General features: G+C 50.6%; 12 protein-coding genes. 10 read left to right on the forward strand and 2 right to left on the reverse strand.

What is annotated here, in order from left to right; all coding sequences use genetic code 11:
* Nucleotides 1-7 precede the first annotated feature (7 nt).
* The 6 genes from KIS77_21065 to gldN all read left to right on the forward strand — a co-directional run bounded on the left by KIS77_21065 (nt 8) and on the right by gldN (nt 8,112).
* Entirely contained in the window at nt 8-2,053 is a 2,046-nt protein-coding gene (locus KIS77_21065; protein MCW5924823.1) for a thioredoxin domain-containing protein, read from the forward strand.
* A gap of 43 nt (nt 2,054-2,096) precedes the next feature.
* The gene (locus tag KIS77_21070; GenBank protein ID MCW5924824.1) at nt 2,097-3,068 is read left to right on the forward strand and encodes a type IX secretion system membrane protein PorP/SprF; all 972 of its coding nucleotides are present in this window, start codon (nt 2,097-2,099) and stop codon (nt 3,066-3,068) included.
* A 271-nt stretch (nt 3,069-3,339) separates the two neighbouring features.
* Nucleotides 3,340-4,590: an SUMF1/EgtB/PvdO family nonheme iron enzyme gene (locus KIS77_21075; GenBank protein ID MCW5924825.1), complete on the forward strand. Its 1,251-nt coding sequence runs from the start codon at nt 3,340-3,342 to the stop codon at nt 4,588-4,590.
* Between the two features lie 342 nt (nt 4,591-4,932).
* On the forward strand, nt 4,933-5,526 hold the full coding sequence (locus tag KIS77_21080; protein ID MCW5924826.1) for a gliding motility protein GldL: 594 nt from the start codon (nt 4,933-4,935) through the stop codon (nt 5,524-5,526).
* 86 nt (nt 5,527-5,612) lie between these two features.
* Nucleotides 5,613-7,136: a gliding motility protein GldM gene (gene gldM / locus KIS77_21085; GenBank protein MCW5924827.1), complete on the forward strand. Its 1,524-nt coding sequence runs from the start codon at nt 5,613-5,615 to the stop codon at nt 7,134-7,136.
* A 94-nt stretch (nt 7,137-7,230) separates the two neighbouring features.
* On the forward strand, nt 7,231-8,112 hold the full coding sequence (gene gldN / locus KIS77_21090; protein ID MCW5924828.1) for a gliding motility protein GldN: 882 nt from the start codon (nt 7,231-7,233) through the stop codon (nt 8,110-8,112).
* Nucleotides 8,113-8,198: 86 nt separating this feature from the next.
* On the opposite strand, the gene KIS77_21095 is transcribed toward gldN, so the two are convergent.
* Nucleotides 8,199-9,245 (reverse strand): Smr/MutS family protein, encoded by a 1,047-nt coding sequence (locus KIS77_21095; GenBank protein MCW5924829.1) that lies wholly within the window; start codon nt 9,243-9,245, stop codon nt 8,199-8,201.
* 20 nt (nt 9,246-9,265) lie between these two features.
* Between KIS77_21095 and KIS77_21100 the strand changes: the two genes are divergently transcribed.
* A complete protein-coding gene (locus KIS77_21100) occupies nt 9,266-10,525 on the forward strand; it encodes a DUF5009 domain-containing protein (GenBank protein MCW5924830.1) in 1,260 nt (419 codons plus the stop codon).
* A gap of 21 nt (nt 10,526-10,546) precedes the next feature.
* Here KIS77_21100 and KIS77_21105 read toward each other — a convergent pair whose 3' ends face one another.
* Nucleotides 10,547-11,563 (reverse strand): GSCFA domain-containing protein, encoded by a 1,017-nt coding sequence (locus tag KIS77_21105; GenBank protein ID MCW5924831.1) that lies wholly within the window; start codon nt 11,561-11,563, stop codon nt 10,547-10,549.
* A gap of 117 nt (nt 11,564-11,680) precedes the next feature.
* Here KIS77_21105 and KIS77_21110 point away from each other — a divergent pair, with 117 nt between their 5' ends.
* From KIS77_21110 to KIS77_21120, 3 genes are all read left to right on the forward strand, one after another.
* Nucleotides 11,681-13,006, forward strand: a complete 1,326-nt coding sequence (locus KIS77_21110; protein MCW5924832.1) for a hypothetical protein — start codon at nt 11,681-11,683, stop codon at nt 13,004-13,006.
* Nucleotides 13,007-13,072: 66 nt separating this feature from the next.
* Entirely contained in the window at nt 13,073-14,161 is a 1,089-nt protein-coding gene (locus tag KIS77_21115) for a trypsin-like peptidase domain-containing protein (GenBank protein MCW5924833.1), read from the forward strand.
* A gap of 220 nt (nt 14,162-14,381) precedes the next feature.
* The gene (locus tag KIS77_21120) at nt 14,382-14,708 is read left to right on the forward strand and encodes a hypothetical protein (protein MCW5924834.1); all 327 of its coding nucleotides are present in this window, start codon (nt 14,382-14,384) and stop codon (nt 14,706-14,708) included.
* The last annotated feature ends 47 nt before the right edge of the window (nt 14,709-14,755 follow it).

Here is a 14,755-nt window from a genome sequence, read left to right on the forward strand (position 1 = left end):
ATCTGACATGAATCGCCTTCAACACGAAACTTCCCCATACTTGCTCCAACACGCGCACAACCCGGTGGATTGGTATGCGTGGCGACCAGAAGCCTTCGAGCGAGCGCGAGCCGAGCAGAAACCTATTTTAGTCAGCATCGGCTACAGCACTTGCCACTGGTGCCACGTCATGGAACGCGAATCCTTTGAAAATGAGGACATCGCTTCCTTCATGAACGAGCATTTCATCAATATAAAAGTGGACCGAGAAGAGCGCCCCGACGTGGATGCGATTTACATGGAGGCTTGCCAAATACTTTCCGGCAGCGGCGGCTGGCCGCTCAATTGCTTCTTGACCCCAGAGGGCAAACCTTTCTATGCGGGCACATATTTCCCGCCGCGTCCGGCGTTCAACCGCCCCTCGTGGCTCCAAGTGCTCCAACATTTGGCGGGGATATGGGAAACAAAACGCGAGGTTGCCTATGAACAGGCGGAAAAACTACTCGCCCACATCCGTCGCAACGACGATGTTTTTGTCCAAACGCTCGCCACTCCCTCGGCATCAAATGGGGCTGCGCCCCCGGCTTTCCAGTTTTCCGACCTTGAAAACATCTACTACCAGATGCGCGAACGTTTCGACCGCGTGGAAGGTGGTTTTGGCGGCGCTCCCAAATTCCCCTCCACCATGGCGATTCAGTACCTGCTCAACTACCACTATTTCACTGGCAATCCAGAGGCGCTCGAGCACGCACAGCTGTCGTTGGACAAAATGATTCACGGTGGCATCTATGACCAAGTGGGTGGTGGTTTTGCCCGTTACGCCACTGACCGCGAGTGGCTTGTCCCGCATTTTGAAAAAATGCTCTACGACAACGCCCTGCTCATCTCCGTGCTGGGCGAGGCCTTCAAATTGACCTCGAAAGCGCTCTACCGGGAGACGATAGAAGAGACGCTGGACTATGTGGCAAGAGAAATGACTTCGCCCGAAGGTGGCTTTTACGCCGCCCAAGACGCTGATTCCGAAGGCATTGAGGGCAAGTTTTATATTTGGGAAAAAGAGGAAATTGATTCGCTTCTGAAAGACGAGTCGCCGCTGTTTTGCGCGTTTTATGGCGTGACGGAGGATGGGAATTGGGAAGAAAAAAACATTCTGTGGCGGCCCTCTTCGTTCGAGGAATTTGCCGAGGCCAATGGCTTGGAGGTGGGAGCGTTGAAAAAACGCCTGAAATCAGGAAGGGAAAAACTTTTTGCGACACGCTCGAAGCGGATTTGGCCGGGCTTGGACAACAAAATTTTGCTGAGCTGGAACGCGCTCATGGTTTCGGGATATGTGGCAGCGTTCGTCGCGTTGGGCCACGAGGAATACCGGAGTGCCGCGATTCGCAACGTTGACTTTTTGCTCAAAAACTACACGAACGAGCCGCTTGGGAGCCTTCGACATTCCACCGCTCAACGCGATGCCTTCTTGGAGGACTATGCCTACTTCATCGCCGCGCTGACGGATTTGTACCAAATCACCTTCGATGTCAAGTATTTGCAAATCGCCGAGAAATACACGGCGTATGTTTTGAGTTATTTCCACGACCCGGCGACTGGACTGTTTTTCTTCACCGATTCGAACCAGTCGGATATCATTTTGAGAAAAAAAGACCTCTACGACAACGCAACGCCTTCTGGCAACAGCACCATGGCGCACAACCTCCAACGGCTCGGCATCTTGCTTGCTCACAGTGAATGGCGAACAAAGGCATCTGCCATGTTGCAAACCATGCGCGACGCGTTGACACGTTACCCCCTTTCATTCGAGCGTTGGGCAGCGGCCACTATGAACGAGGTGTACCCGATGCACGAGATTGCGGTGGTGGGCGACAACGCGCAAGAAAAAGCCTTGAACATTCAACGTGTTTTTTTGCCCAACAAAGTAATCGCTGCCAGCGCAACGCTCGACGACACGTTGCCCCTGCTCGCCGGAAAAATGGGCAACACGGAGTCGCTGATTTATGTCTGCCGCGATTTTGCCTGCCAGCGACCAGTGTCGGATATGAGCGAATTTCGCCAAATAGTGCGTCCGTGATAAAAAAACCGTACTTTCACGCAGTCCTTAAACCGACAAAGGCATGAAACGCTACTTTACACCTATATTATTATGGTATGCGGTCAGCTTGTCTGCTCAGCAGTTTCCGCAGTACAGCCTTTACATGCTCAATCCATACACATACAATCCAGCCTACGCGGGTTTGGAAAACACCTTGGTGGCCAATGGGGCATATCGCCAGCAATGGTCAAGTCTCGAAGGAGCGCCCGTCACTGCGCACTTCAACGCGCATTTGCCCTTGTTTGTCATCAGCAGTGGGGTAGGCCTGAAAGTGGAGAACGACCTCATCGGCGCACATCGCACCACTTCGGCACTACTGAGCTACAATTATCAGATGGAATTGAGCCGCACCACCCTGCTCTCCGTAGGGCTTAGTGCTGGCTACATGCAGTACGCCCTCGATGGCACGAAACTCCGAGCGCCCGATGGGGTGTACGAGCCTTTTGGCTTCAACCACAATGACCCCAATCTGCCGGAAGGCAAAGTCAATGCCGGAACGCCATTGTTGGAAGCAGGTGTTTTTCTGCAAATGAAAAGACTTCAAATGGGGGCATCCATGCAGCCCGCTTTCGCCCCCGTCCTGAGTGTCTCCAGCAACAACAACCTCAAAATTGAGCCGACACAACATTATTTCTTCACTGCTGCCTACACGCTGGAAGCCGGAAGATATTTGGCCGTTCGGCCTTCGGCGGTGGTCAAAACAGATTTTGTAGAAACTCAGATGGAGATTTCTACCGTTTTACAGTGGAATGAAAATATATTTGCGGGCGCTTCGTTTAGGGGCTTTGGCAACAATGACCGAGATGCCGCGGTCGTCATAGCGGGCCTGAAGATTAACGAAAAGACCACTTTGGGCTATTCTTTCGATATCCCACTTTCCCCTTTAAGTGCAGCCAATCGGGGCAGTCATGAGCTGCTTTTGCGTTATAGTCTTGATAAGCCAATTGGGGCAGGCAAACTCCCCCCAATCATTTACAACCCCCGTTTCCTTTGAGACAGAAAAAAGTTTCGGCACTGAATTTGCGAAACGATGCGCCGCCGTATAACAAATATTTGTTGGTGGCGACGAAAATTTGGTGTGTTTGTGCGTGTTAAAATAATCTGGCACAGATACGCTTAGTTGTTAAAAAATCGTTCGTCAGGGTCAAAAAACAGCAGTTGACCAATTTTATTTGGAATTGCTTGTTGCAAGAAATTTAATCTCTCTATCTTTACGACCACTTTTTCCAAACCGAACATTTAAGTTGGATAACACGGGTGTTAACATGAAAAAACTACAGAATTCACTTCTGCTCCTACTCTTCCTCGCGGCCTTGGCCGCTTCCTGCGGTCGCAAAGAGAGCGGCCAATTGCTCGGCGTACAAGACAGGCCGAAATGGAAAGGCATCAATCCTTACGGCATGGTTTATGTCCCTTCCGGCACATTGCACATCGGCACGGGCGATGAAGACCTCAGCAGACAATTGGTGGCTCGTCCAAAGTCCATCTCCATTCAGGGCTTCTTTATGGACGACACCGAAATCACCAACAATGAGTATCGTCAATTTGTCCAGTGGGTCACCGACTCATTGGCGCATGAAGCGCTCCAACATTATGTTGAAGACGACAATAACAGTGGCGATAGACAGCGGATTGATTGGGAAATGGACATTGACTGGGAAGACGAGGATGGCACCCTCGAAAATCTCTACTACCAAGGCAATGAGCGTTTTTCCGGCCGCAAAGAGATAGATGTCTCCAAGCTCGTGTTCGAGTATCAATGGTACGACTGGCAACGCGCAGCGCACGACCGCAACAGCAACCGCACTAGCCACATCCACAAAGAGAAAATCAAGATTTACCCTGACACCTTGTGCTGGATTCGAGACTATGCCTACTCGTACAATGAGCCGATGACTCGGAACTATTTCTGGCACCCCGCTTTCGACGACTATCCCGTCGTGGGTGTCAACTGGAAAATGGCAAAAGCCTTCTGCTACTGGCGCAGCAAAATCTGGGATATGTACTCAGAGACAGAAGTCAACACGGAGGACTTCCGTCTTCCCACCGAACACGAGTGGGAATATGCCGCACGGGGCGGTCGCGCAGGCGCGCCGTATCCTTGGGGCGCTTATTACACTCGCAACGCAAAAGGCTGCCTTTTGGCTAATTTCAAGCCCGGACGTGGCAACTATCCAGAAGATGGTGGCCTTTATACGGTGAAAGCTGATGCCTACTACCCGAATGACTACGGGCTGTATTGCATGGCGGGCAATGTGGCCGAATGGACTGAAACGGCTTATTATGAGAACGCCTACTCGTTCGTTCACGATTTGAACCCGGACATTCGCTATGATGCGAAAGACGAAGATAACCCAACCGACAAGCGTAAAGTGATTCGCGGCGGCTCTTGGAAAGATGTTGCTTTCTTCCTCCGCACAGGCACCCGCGCTTGGGAATATCAAGACACCACGAAATGCTACATTGGCTTCCGTTGTGTCCTTACTTTCCTCGGTCGTTCCATCAACGACTTCTAATCAACGAGGGCAGCACAAAGGGCAAAAAGCAAGAAAAAAACGCAAACAACAAAATTTATATGCGGTTCTTGCGTTTTGCCCTTTGTTTTTCAGACACTTATGCGAGAGCAAACGCTTCCCTCATTTTTATTCCAGAACATATCAAATCAGTCAGGGGAAATCGAAATCTACCTTTCTGCTGTTTGCTAATTGCGGACAGTTTTGGAAAGAAGTTTTCACGTTGCCCTAAGTTTTCATCGAATAAGTTTTGAGGCGATTACTACTTTTGCGTCGTTTTTCGCTAAAACTCTTTTCACAAGTTCAAGGATTAACCTTTCGTAAACTGCTAAAAGTTTAAAAACAATGAGTTTCGTCAAGACCAAGTCTTTCAAGTACTTCAAGAACCTTCTCATCGGTATTGGTGCTTCCATCGTGCTTATGGGCGCTCTTTTCAAATTGGAAAGCTGGCCCTTCGCATCCGAACTGCTCATCGTGGGTCTGACCACAGAGGCAATTATCTTCCTCTTTCTTGGCCTTATCGGCCCAGAACCAGACTTCTACTGGCAAAAACTGTACCCCGGCCTCGATGACTACCACGCTCATCTTCAGCCTTTGACGGCTGGTCCCACCAACAATGTTCCAGAAGTAGCTCCTCTGCACGGCGACGTGGTAGAGCGCCAGCTCGGTGGCATGTTGACAGAATTGCAGTCCATGTCTAAAAGCATGGCAGCATTGAAATCTTTGCAAGAAGTTGATTTCTCGGGCACTTCCGAGCAAATCAAGAGCATGAGCAACTTCTACACGAAGATGAATGAAGCAATGTCTGACATGGCCAAGTCCGCAGAAGACGTGAAATCTTACAAAGACCAGCTGACAGCCTTGAATAAAAATCTTGGCTCGCTCAACACTGTGTACGGCAATATGCTGGCTGCAATGGCCAACATCGGTCGCCAGTAAAACTGAGGGTGGTGGGTACTTCAAATCCGGATAGTTCCTGCCTCATCTTTAACCAACAACGCTCACAATCAAAAAAGTAAAGACTTATGTCAATACCAAAGGAGCCGCGGCAGCTGATGATCAACCTCATGTATCTGGTGTTGACCGCGCTATTGGCACTCAACGTGTCTGCCGAGGTAATGAATGCCTTCTTCTCTTTGGACAAAGGGATGAAAACAAGTGGTGACATTGTGGACAACAACAACAATGCAATGCTTACGGGCATTTCGGCCACTGCTTCTGCTTATCCAACAGAAAAGAACAAGGAGCTGGAATCAAAAGCCAACGAAGCACAGCGCATCGGTCAAGATTTCGTCAAATACATCGACGGTGTCAGGGCAAAGCTTTTCGATGTCGCCAAAGGCCCATCTAAGGCAGACCCAACCATTCCGCAAGATATTCGCAACAAAGACGTGACAACCAACCTCTTCATCAATGAAGGGCTTGGCAACGAGATCGAAGCGAAAATCAAGGAGACCCGTGAAAAGCTGCTCGCCCTTACTGGCAATGACCCAGAGGTAGCAAAGAGCCTGCCGCTCAACGTGGAGCCATTGCCTGAAAATACCAAAATGAAAAATTGGGCAGAACTTAAGTTCAAGCAAATGCCAGTTGCAGCATGTTTCCCGCTCTTGGGCAAAATGCAAACCGATGCCAAGAGCTCGACCTCTGCCATTATGAACTGGGCAGCAGACCAGATGGGTAAAGTTGAAATCAAATTCGACGCATTCCAGCCTGCCGTCTCTGCCGAAAAAAGCTACGTCATCCAAGGCGAGAAATACGCAGCCGATATTTTCTTGAGCGCGTATAGCACTTCTGCCGACAACGTGAGCATCTCTGTGAATGGCAGTTCATTGCCAGTAAAAGAAGGCCTTGCTCACTTTGAGACTACTGCCAGTGGTCTGGGTGAAAAAACGTATAGCGTCAGCATCAACGTCAAAAACCCGCTCACGGGCGACGTGAAGAACTACACCAAGCAATTCAAGTATGAAGTCGGTCAGCGTTCCATTGCTGTCCAGTTGGACAAAATGAACGTGTTCTACATTGGCGTGGAAAACCCGATTTCCGTCTCTGCTGCGGGTGTTTCTTCCAACGACCTAAAAGTGAGTGGTTCAGGCGTGAGCGTCGCAAGTAAAGGTGGAGGTCACTATATCGTGACTGCGACCACCCCCACAAACGATGCAACCATCACGGTATCCGCTCCGGGGGTCTCCCAAACGTTCAAGTATCGCGTGAAACGTATTCCTGACCCTGTCCCGATGCTTGGCGCACGCCATCGCAGCAAGTCCATGGGTAATGGCGAGTTCAAAGCTCAAAGCTTTGTTGATGCTGTGTTGGAAAACTTCGACTTTGAGGCTCGTTGCGAAATTGTTGGCTTTGAGGTCACTTATCTGCCCAAGCGTCAAGACCCAATCAGCCGCGTAAATGGTGGCAAACGTTTTACGGGTGACGTGCAAGCTTTGGTGAATCAGGCCAAACCCGGCGACAGTTATTTCTTCGACGACATCAAGTGCAAATGCCCAGGCGATGCCGCTGCTCGTAACATCGGTGGTCTTGCCTTCAAGATTCAGTGAAGTAAATTGGCTTCAGTCGTATCTTGAAAGATAGGGCTGAAGCCAGTTAAATTGCTAAACACATCATCTGCTAATCAACCCACCTCTGCGAGTCATGCAAACTTTAATTAAATGGACTTGCCTGTGCCTGCTGACGCTCCTTTCGACGACCGTTCTGCACGCTCAGTATCCCGAAGAAATCGAAGTGAACACCGAAGAAGTAACCATGGAAGACCCGAGCGATGCCCCGCTCGACGAAGTGGTGAAAAAAGACATCATGCAGCAGCGCCGCGTGTTGGCCTATCAACCCGTGCGCGAGAGCGACATCTTCTGGGAGAAACGGATATGGCGCATCATTGACGTGCGCGAAAAAATGAACCTTCCTTTCGCATACCCAGAGGAACCTTTCTTCAAGCTGCTATCCGATGCCGCTACGAAAGGTGATTTGCCGGTGTATGCTATTGACGGGACGGACAAGTTCAATAAGCGCATGAGTACCGACGACGTACTTTCCATGCTTTCCAAAACAGACACGGTTGTCACTTTTGACCCGGAAACCTACGAGGAAAAAGTGCAAATCGTCCGCAACGACATCAACTGGGAAGACGTGAAGCGTTTCCGCGTGAAGGAGGTGTGGTTCTTTGACAAAGAGACCTCCACGCTCCAAGTGCGTATTCTAGGCATTGCTCCTTTGATTGACGTAAAAGACAACGAGGGCAATTTCCGCTTCGAGAAGCCGATGTTCTGGGTTTATTATCCCCACGCCCGTGAGTTGTTTGCTCGCCACCGCGTGTTCACGATGGGCGGCAACACCAATGCCACCATCTCGTGGGAAGACCTCTTTGAAATGCGCTACTTCGCTAGCTACATCTACAAAGAGTCGAACGTTTATGACCGCAAATTGGAACAGTACCTTCAAGGGGTTGACCTGTTGATGGAGTCTGAAAAAATCAAAAATGAGATTTTCAACTTCGAGCACGACCTCTGGCAGTATTGATACAAGGGCCTTGGGCCAAACATTATGAACAAAGCAACGGGGCTTGGTCGAATTCGACCAAGCCCCGTTCTATTTGATGCGATATTTCAATCCAACGCAACCTCTGTTGCTCCGTAGCCGTATTTGTGGTGGTATTCGTTCTTGAACTTTGCCACATGGGGATGTGCTCGCAGATGCGCAGCAACGGCTTCGCGGAGTTTTCCTTCCCCCACGCCATGAATCACAAAAATGCGCGGCACGCCGAGCCGCACGGCTTTGTCCAAAAATCGTTCGAAGTGAAGCATTTGAATGCGCAAAATCTCCCCCTTGTCGAGACGAGCGTGGCCGTTCAACAGTTTTTCGATATGTAAATCGATCTCAGGAATGAAATTGGCGAACTCCTCCACGTTGTAGGCGCTACGGGGGGACGAGTGATGGTGTTGAAACGGCTTAGGCTTCTTGGCTTTTTGCTGGGTGTAATCCTTCAGGTTGTCAGTAGCCGACATTTGTGGCTCGAAGGAATTGAGCAGTTGGAAATGATGGGCGAGCAGGTTCAGAATCGGCACGGTTTGCGCGTTGTTGAAAAATTGTTTTGGACGAATTTTCAAATCATTTTGAAGCGGTTCGTCCAGTCCTGCGGTAGTGATGCGGCGAACGGTGATGGCTGTTTCCAATGAGTCATTCAGGTCGTCGAGCAGCATATCACCCAATTCGAGCGCCGTTTGTGCCCCTATTTTATCGTCAATGACCAATACATCCCGAGAAGCCGTGAAAAGGTCGAACTCCAAGAGGAATTCATAACGGGTATCGTTGATGAGCCAAGCCTTGTATCGTGTCACACTCTCGTCGCGCCCCGGCATAGGTTCAAAGGCGAGCTGCAAGCCTTTAGGTTTCAGAATGTGATACTGTGCGGTGAGTCTTCGTCGGGGCGGCGGCTCTGGTTTTTTCACCCCGCTGCTTGGTATGGATTTTGCCGATGTGGATACTGTTTCCGCTTCTTCATTTCTTATCAAATCCTCTTCAAAAGCAGGTATTTCCAAATCGGGGTCATTGTTGAGCCTTACCTGCAACATGCCTTCGCCCAGTAGCGCCGTAACGGTGCCACCCTCCCCTGTGTAGCGAAAACGAACTTTTGTGCCAATGGCGAAAAGCATGGTACTAATCTCTTAAACTGATGCCGAAAGGCGACACTTCGATGACTGTGGAAAAAGATAATTTTTTGTCCGCAAAAATAATAGCTGCTCCTGAAACGAACATCTCTCAACAAGGTTCGGAAAAGGCGGCGGCAACTCATCCCAACCGACATCTCTCCATTGATTTTTATCGAGGGCTTGTGGTGACATTCATGATTTTGGTGAACTCGCCGGGGTCTGTGCAATATGCGTATGCGCCTCTTCAACACGCTAAATGGTTTGGCTGCACTTTGGCTGATGTCGTGTTTCCGTCTTTTCTCTTCATCGTGGGAGTGGCATCATGGTTTTCCTTTGCGAAATACAATCGCCAATGGTCTGCCTCGGTGGGGTACAAAATTTTGAAACGTGTCTTGTTGATTTTTATCGTTGGGCTGCTGCTCAATAAATTTCCTGTCTTTTGGAAAGATCTTGACCACTGGCGCGTCATGGGCGTGTTGCAGCGGATTGCGTTGAGTTATGGCTTGGCGGCGGTGCTTGTGCTGACGCTGAGTTGGCGGGCGTTGATACCTGCCACTATCGGCATATTATTGCTCTACTGGGGGTTGCTCAATTGGTTTGTGATGCCGGGCGGCGACCCTTATGGGCAAAACACCAATGCGATGTTTGTGCTTGACCGATGGATTTATGGCGTGGAAATAGATGCCGCAGAGGGAATTGACCAGTTCCTGTTCGGTGAACAGCACCACTTTCGCGGACATGGTTTTCATTTTGACTCGGAGGGTTTGCTGGGCACGCTGCCTTCCGTGGCGACGGTGATTTTGGGGTGGCTTAGTGCTTCTTTGTTGTCGCGTTTCGATGCGCGAAAGGATGTCTTGCTTCGAAGCCTGCTTGCGTTAGGGGTATTTTGCGGGTTTGTTGGGCTTGCATGGGGCATGGTTTTCCCCATCAGCAAAAAACTGTGGACCAGTTCGTATGTGCTCTACGCGGGAGGGATTTCCATCATTTTGCTGGCAGCTTGCGTTTGGCTAATTGACGTGCGAAAATGGCGCAAGGGCGTTACTTTTTTTCTTGTGTTTGGTGCCAACCCGCTGTTTGTGTTTGTGTTGTCGGAGGGCATTTTGCAGACACTCTGGTACATTCAAACCAGTGAGGGCAATGCACAAGATTGGCTTTTCAATCACTCGTTCAGGCACATAGACAATGGTAAGTTTGGCTCTTTGTTGTTCGCCATGAGTTTCACGTTCTGTTGCTGGTTGGTATGTCGGTGGCTTTATGTGCGGCGTATTTTTATCAAGCTTTGAGCAAAACGAGGAAAGCAGTATTCAGCAGTTTTTTTGAAACCATTGGATTTCCTGTTCAAAGTTCAGCTCAGGCCACGTTTGCCTCAGCTGCTCGATGGCTGCCAACTGCGATTGGGCGAATGTCCGATATTCGGCGGTGTTCGGGTGAAAAGGGCGGTGTTTGGCCGCTGAAGTGATTTTTCCGATACGTTCATTCAAGCTTTTTGTTTGTGGCGAAAAAAAGGAGTTTGAAAAAAAATCCCAGATGTATTGAATGGCCACCTCGGATGGATGCACCATGTCGGCGGCGTAAAAACGATAATCGCGCAAATCGTCGAGCAGCATCTCGTAAGCCGGGAAATAGTGCGCGTAGGGCAATCGCTGACATATCTCCGCGCAAGCCAGCACCAGCGTGGCTTTGCTGCGTTGGTTGGCCACCATACCGCTTCGCAAATGTCGCACGGGGCTAACAGTCAGCACCACTTCCAACGCCTCGTTGCTGGATTTCAGCTTTTGCAGTAGTTCGACAGTGCTGTGGACAATTTCAGGCACGGTGAGGCGACGTTCAGAAAAAAGCGCGGCAGGCATTTTGTGGTTGTTGGCGACGATGCGAGCAGATGCTTTCTTCCCGTGCGGTGCCGCGCTTGATTCTTTGAGCATGAAAACATCAGCCGTGCCAAAAGTGAGGAGCAGACGGGTCGTTTGTTGGAGAAAACCGACGGCTTCGGTATATGCCGCGTTGATGCCTGCCAGCATCTCGTCCTTGTCCGGCTTCGAGAATCGCCCGTGGTGCGCCCAACTATGCCACAGCCCCGCATATTCGAAGATATCCTGCTCCTGAAAAAAATGCCGGCCTGCGGCCAATCGTTCCAAGCCTTGTATCATGGAGGTGGGATTGTACACAATGCCGAACGGATTGGTCAGGATGGGAAATTTGAACGCTGCCAAGCGCTCGCCGATATGCTCCGTGAAACAAGAGCCGACGAGCATAATTCGGTCTTCGTGGCTGATTTGGAAGGGTGCTGGTTGCGCTTTCAGCGCCGTGCGAAAGGTCTCCATCTTTAAATGACGAACAATAATTTATCGGCAAACTTGCTACTTTTGGCGCTCATTTTCAACCCCGCGCCACTGCTCAAAAAAATGGAGCATGCGTGTTGAAAACCGAAACACCGCAGCATGAGCATCTTCGAACGCCTCTTTGGTACTGACAAAAACACACCGCCACCCGACATTCCGTTTGGCAGATATACCGATGCCTACAAAACAGAGACGCAACAACGAGCCTTCGAGCGTTCGCTGGAGCTTTTCGACGAAGGCAAACACTTGGAAGCCTATCGGGAATTCATGGCCTATCTGAAAGACCCGTTGGCCGACAACATCACTTGGAATGACAGGGGGGACACCCTCGAATTTCAGTTTTGGCAAGGCTCACAACAAGTCTCAGGCATCGCAACCAGCGAAAAAGTGAAGGCCGAGAGCAAAATCGCTCGTGCCGACGACCTCAACGTGGGTTTCCTGCGGCGGCTGATGGAGGCTAATTTCAACCTCAAATTCAGCCGCTTTGCGCTAGCCCCCGACAATGCGCTCGCTATCCTGTTCGACACGCACGTGACCGATGGCTCCCCATACAAACTCCTCTACGCGCTCCGCGAACTGGCCATCCATGCCGACAAGCAGGACGACTTGCTGCTCGACGAGTTCAAGAGCCTCCGCCCGGCACAAGAACGTACCTACGGCGACATACCCCAGTCCGAAAAGGAGACCAAACTCAACTTCCTCAAGCGACAAATCGAGTCGGCATTTGCCGAAATGGATAAGGCTAAGCCTGACCCCAACACATATCCCGGCACTTATGCCTACATGCTGCTGGCGCTGGCGTTCAAGTTGGATTATCTCGTTCGGCCAGAGGGCTTTATGATGGATACGATGGAGCGGATTCACGGCATTTATTTTGCCAAAAACGACCGCACGCCCCAAGTCAAAGTGGTCAGCATCCGCAAGGAATATCAAAAACTCTTGGACCGCCCACAGGAGGCTTTTTTCAAGGAAATGTACCGCACGCGCAGCACCTTCGGCATCAACCCGCCTGTGCACCACGACACCATTGTCAATCTCATCGAGGGTGAGCTGCCCAACATGGAGTGGCCGCTCCAACAGAACTTTGAAGTATTGGCGTTGGCCGTGCCGCAATATGTGGCGGGCTTTGCCTTGTTTCACTATGCGCCCCCCAAACCCGACCGCGAGCTTTTTCACTTGTTTTTCCAAATCATGGAGCCTTCCTTCTTTCGAGAGCTGGGCTTCAAAATACCCTTCGTGGACGTGAGCGGACGGCTTCACCGCGGAGAAATCGTCAAGGCTATTCGGAATGTTGCCGAGCGCAATCGCCCCCAATACCCGCGCTTGCGTCCCGACACTGACAAGTTGGATTTTGCATCGCCCGTGCTTTTCGCCAAATCCTATTTGTTGATGATAAAGGAACTCAATCTCATGCGAGAAAACTGACCCACACCAAGCCTTGTGCCTCGAAAACAGGTTTTGAAACCACCACCCAATGTCCCGATATTTGAAATGAGCGATTTTGTAGAAACATACCGCAACGTCATTGTCCAAATAGCCACGCCCAACAGCACTGGCACTGGTTTTTATTTGCGCGACCGAGGAATCATCGTCACCAACCATCATGTGGTGGAAGGCAGCCGGGCAGTAGTGGTGGAAGGGGCTAAGTTTGCCAAGCAGCTCTCCCTTGTGCGCTACTCCGACCAACGCTACGACTTGGCCTTTCTCGAAGGCCCCAAAGCCCTCTCCGAGGAATTGCCCGAAGTGCGGCTTGGCGTGGACAAGGTGCTGCGCGAGCGCGACCCCGTGACGGCGATGGGGCACCCTTTTGGGCTGAAATTTTCGGTGAAAAGCGGCATCGTGTCCAACACCCGCGAGGTGATGAACGGAATCCCCTATCTGCATATTGACGCGGCACTCAACCCCGGCAATTCGGGGGGGCCATTGGTGGACAACGACGGAGAGATTGTCGGCATCAACACCTTCGTCATTCGCGACGGCGACAACACGGGCTTTTCGCTGCCCGTCCATTTTTTGGAAGAATCATTGGAGGGTTTTCTGAAACTCAACACCGACGACGCGTGCCGTTGCCCAGCCTGCCTCAACATCGTGACCACGGAAACGGTGGAAAATGGTTTTTGCTCTTTTTGTGGCAACAAAGTGGAACTGCCCTCAGCCGTGGAAGAATATGTGCCATCGGGCGTGCCCAAAACCATCGAAGCACTGATAGGCCGCATCGGACACGACGTGGCATTGAGTCGGTGCGGTCCGAACGCGTGGGAAATCAGGCAAGGCAGCGCCAAAATCCTCATCACCTATCACGACAAAAGCGGGCTGATGTCTGCCGATGCCGTTTTGTGCCAGTTGCCCAAGGAAAACATCAAGCGCCTCTACGAGTACCTGCTCCGCGAAAACTATCAGAATGAGGCGCTTACGCTCAGTGTGCACGACCAAGACATCGTGCTTTCCTTGCTCATTTTCGACCGCTATCTCAATGAGGAAACGGGGCAGCAAATGTTGCAGAACCTGTTTGAAAAGGCCGACCATTACGACGATATTCTGGTGAACGAGTATGGAGCGACTTGGAAGATGGATGATTAGAGCGCAACATCAACTATCCCGAATTCGGGCACTTCACGCCGCCAAGTTTTGGGCATGGCCAAAAGCGCAATCTGTTGAAAACCAAGGATATTTCATGGTCATCTGACAAATCCCAGCGAATCAAGGTATATTTTTGCATTCGGATACGCCCGAAGAGGTAGTGCTTTCCATTCTATGTGATTTCGGAGGTGGGCAGCCTGAGCAGGTGATACGCCAAATCTTGCAGCACCTTCTAAAACTTGTTGGGCGGGTGCCGCGTTTAAAAAAATATCAGAAACAGTTGCGCATCCTCTCGCGTCTTCGAAAGCTGGATGCGGCGACTTTAAATGAGTTCAAAGCCATGCCTATACAATATGACATCCACAGTGACACCCTTTACCTTGAAGGCATCGAAAAGGACATCGAAAAGCAGCGACATCAATCGGTAGTCAACCTTCTGAAGTTGGGCAAGCTCTCCTTAGAAGAAATTGCTATCGTCACGGCGGTTACGGTTGATTATGTGCTGGAAGTACAAAGAGCCATGCAGGCTGGAAACACGAAACACTAAGCAGCTGAAATGCTGCGGCTTGCAAGAAACAGAAGCCCCGTCAGGCA

This window comes from Saprospiraceae bacterium (genome assembly GCA_026129545.1).
In the GTDB taxonomy this organism is placed as follows: domain Bacteria; phylum Bacteroidota; class Bacteroidia; order Chitinophagales; family Saprospiraceae; genus M3007.

Bases quoted from the DNA above. Each gene is read 5' to 3' on its own strand.
- KIS77_21065 (MCW5924823.1), top strand. From the start codon at position 8: ATGAATCGCCTTCAACACGAAACTTCCCCATACTTGCTCCAACACGCG.
- KIS77_21070 (MCW5924824.1), top strand. From the start codon at position 2,097: ATGAAACGCTACTTTACACCTATATTATTATGGTATGCGGTCAGCTTG.
- KIS77_21075 (MCW5924825.1), top strand. From the start codon at position 3,340: ATGAAAAAACTACAGAATTCACTTCTGCTCCTACTCTTCCTCGCGGCC.
- KIS77_21080 (MCW5924826.1), top strand. From the start codon at position 4,933: ATGAGTTTCGTCAAGACCAAGTCTTTCAAGTACTTCAAGAACCTTCTC.
- gldM (MCW5924827.1), top strand. From the start codon at position 5,613: ATGTCAATACCAAAGGAGCCGCGGCAGCTGATGATCAACCTCATGTAT.
- gldN (MCW5924828.1), top strand. From the start codon at position 7,231: ATGCAAACTTTAATTAAATGGACTTGCCTGTGCCTGCTGACGCTCCTT.
- KIS77_21095 (MCW5924829.1), bottom strand. From the start codon at position 9,245: ATGCTTTTCGCCATTGGCACAAAAGTTCGTTTTCGCTACACAGGGGAG.
- KIS77_21100 (MCW5924830.1), top strand. From the start codon at position 9,266: ATGCCGAAAGGCGACACTTCGATGACTGTGGAAAAAGATAATTTTTTG.
- KIS77_21105 (MCW5924831.1), bottom strand. From the start codon at position 11,563: ATGGAGACCTTTCGCACGGCGCTGAAAGCGCAACCAGCACCCTTCCAA.
- KIS77_21110 (MCW5924832.1), top strand. From the start codon at position 11,681: ATGAGCATCTTCGAACGCCTCTTTGGTACTGACAAAAACACACCGCCA.
- KIS77_21115 (MCW5924833.1), top strand. From the start codon at position 13,073: ATGAGCGATTTTGTAGAAACATACCGCAACGTCATTGTCCAAATAGCC.